The 2,514-nt window shown below is 50.3% G+C and carries 4 protein-coding genes; all 4 read left to right on the top strand.

Going from position 1 to position 2,514, the window contains the following annotated elements; translation table 11 throughout:
• On the top strand, positions 1–239 hold a 239-nt coding region (locus tag AC3ZFK_RS06270; RefSeq protein ID WP_487541431.1), incomplete at its 5' end, for an aminotransferase class I/II-fold pyridoxal phosphate-dependent enzyme.
• The gene (gene bioH / locus AC3ZFK_RS06265; protein ID WP_487541429.1) at positions 227–961 is read left to right on the top strand and encodes a pimeloyl-ACP methyl ester esterase BioH; all 735 of its coding nucleotides are present in this window, start codon (positions 227–229) and stop codon (positions 959–961) included. The genes AC3ZFK_RS06270 and bioH, both read left to right, overlap by 13 nt.
• The gene (gene bioC / locus AC3ZFK_RS06260) at positions 951–1,844 is read left to right on the top strand and encodes a malonyl-ACP O-methyltransferase BioC (protein ID WP_489433748.1); all 894 of its coding nucleotides are present in this window, start codon (positions 951–953) and stop codon (positions 1,842–1,844) included. Before bioH ends, bioC begins: the two co-directional genes overlap by 11 nt.
• Positions 1,845–1,954: 110 nt before the next feature.
• The coding region (locus tag AC3ZFK_RS06255; protein ID WP_487506937.1) for a peroxiredoxin at positions 1,955–2,514 on the top strand (560 nt) is incomplete at its 3' end.

The raw sequence follows: 2,514 nt of genomic DNA, 5'->3' as shown, positions 1-2,514 counted from the left end.
CTGAGCTTGGATTTAATCTGATGAGATCGGAGACACCGATTCAGCCGCTGCTGGCCGGCAGTACAGAGGATGCGCTGCGACTCTCAACCAAATTGCAGCAGCAGGGAGTTGTGGTAACAGCCATTCGTCCACCAACAGTACCTGAGGGGTCGTCTCGTCTGCGTATTACTCTCTCTGCAGAACATACAGAGGAGCATGTCGACAGGCTTCTGGAGGCACTTGACAGATGCAGCCATTAATTCTTCTCCATGGCTGGGGGTTTAATGGGTCGGTATGGGACTCTCTGCTTCCAGAACTGCAAAACAATTTTGCCGTTACCGTGATAGATCTGCCTGGGTATCGCTCACGTCCCAAGGTTGGGGGTATGACTCTTGGAGAGATGGCAGAGGATGTGGCAGAACAGGTGCCGGAGAGTGCAGTATGGCTGGGGTGGTCACTTGGTGGACAGGTGGCGCTGCAGGCGGCGCTGAATTGGCCGGATAAGGTATCAAAGCTTATTCTGGTTGGGTCAACTCCACGTTTTGTGCAGGGAGGGGGGTGGAGAGAGGCCATCAAGCAGAAGGTGCTTGATGATTTTGGCAAGGCCCTTATCCGCTCAAGGGAGACCACCATTGGCCGTTTTCTCACCCTGCAGATGTTGGGGGCCAAGATGTCTGGTGAGAGCAGAGAGTTAATAAAAAAGCTCAAGCTGTCACTCTCCGAGCCACCTCTGAACGGAACTCTGGAGGCGGGTCTGCAGGTTCTCAATGAGACTGACTTGCGCCCATATCTTGGCTCTATAAAACAACCGGCACACTGGATAATGGGAGAGCGGGATCAACTGGTTCCATATTCGGCAGGTGAGATTGCTGCAGGGCAGATGGAATCAGGTACTTTTACGGTGATAGAGGGGGCTGCACATGCCCCATTTCTTAGCCACAGAGAGCAGTTTATGGAAGAGGTTATACGTTTTGGCAGATGAGCAAATGGGTATTCATGCCCAGAACCATAACCTGAAGAGGAGCCTGGTCCGTGCAAACTTCGAAAGGGCATCCTCAAGTTATGATGAGGTGGCTCTGTTGCAGCGAGAGGTTGCCGAGCGGATGCTGGAACAGTTTGAGTATACAAACATCACTCCTCAGGCCATTCTTGATATCGGTACAGGTACCGGATATTGCGCCAGGGCTCTGGAGAAAAGGTTTGGCAAGAGCACTGTTGTTGCCCTTGATATTGCCCATAACATGTTGCTTGAGGCTCGCAGGCAGTCGCGACAGAGCAAGAGTCTGTTGAATCGTTTTGCAGGCGGATCAAGGCAGCAGTTTCTCTGTGCGGATACTATCCAGCTCCCCCTGGTTGACCGTAGCATGGATCTTATATTCTCCAATTTTACCCTGCAGTGGTGCCAGGATCTGCCTGCACTATTTAAGGAGTTTCGCAGGGTGTTGCGCCCGGGAGGGCTGTTGATGTTCTCTACCCTTGGTACAGATACACTGACTGAGTTGCGTCAGAGTTGGACAGGGGTGGATGACATGGTTCACGTAAACCATTTTGTGGATCTTCATGATATTGGTGACCTGTTGTTAAACACCGGGTTTGTTGAGCCGGTCACCAGCGTCGACCGTTTTGAGCTCACCTATCCAGATGTAATGACACTTATGGGTGACCTCAAGGGGTTGGGTGCAACCAATGTAAATGAGGGGAGGCCACGTGGTCTTACCGGTAGAGCGAAAATAAGTCAGCTGGATCAAATATATAGAGAGATGCAGGGCGGAAGAGAGAGGATCTCTGCAACCTGGGAGGTGGTCTATGGGCATGCATGGGGTACCGAGGAATTTTCTCTCCCTCTAAATAGATTTAATACTTGACCCTTTCACTAGGTCTTGACAGGCGGGTTATTTGAGTTATGATTCACCCACCAGAAATATGATTTTTATCTTTTTTAACGCTATAGGTATAAAACTACAAGGAGTTCCATATGAGCGTACTAGTCGGACGTGAAGCACCAGATTTTACAGCCCCATCCATATTAGGTAGTGGTGAGGTTAAGGCAGATTTCAATCTACATGAGGCAAAGGCGGGTAAATATGCCGTTGTTTTCTTCTATCCCCTTGATTTTACTTTTGTATGTCCGTCAGAGTTGTTGGCGTTTGACCACCGTCTGGCCGAATTTGCCAAGCGCAATGTTGAGGTAATTGGCGTCTCTATCGATTCTCACTGGACCCACAACGCCTGGAGAAATACCCCAGTCAATGATGGTGGCATCGGTGCAGTTGGTTACACCATGGTTGGGGATATGAAACAGGATATCACCAAGGCCTACGGTGTGCAGGTACCTGGTGGTGCCCCTGCTCTGCGTGCCTCATTCCTTATCGACAAGGAAAACGTGGTTCAGCATCAGGTTGTAAACAACCTCTCTCTCGGTAGAAATATTGATGAGATGTTGCGTATGGTAGATGCACTACAGTTTACCGAAGAGCATGGTGAGGTCTGTCCTGCAGGCTGGCAGGATGGAGAGGAGGGTATGAAGCCAACTCC

It is taken from the genome of Candidatus Thiopontia autotrophica (assembly GCF_982804495.1).
This window is presented reverse-complemented; position numbering and strand designations above follow the sequence as displayed.

Excerpts from the sequence above, each read along its gene's own strand:
- bioH (WP_487541429.1), top strand. The coding sequence starts at position 227 with ATGCAGCCATTAATTCTTCTCCATGGCTGGGGGTTTAATGGGTCGGTA.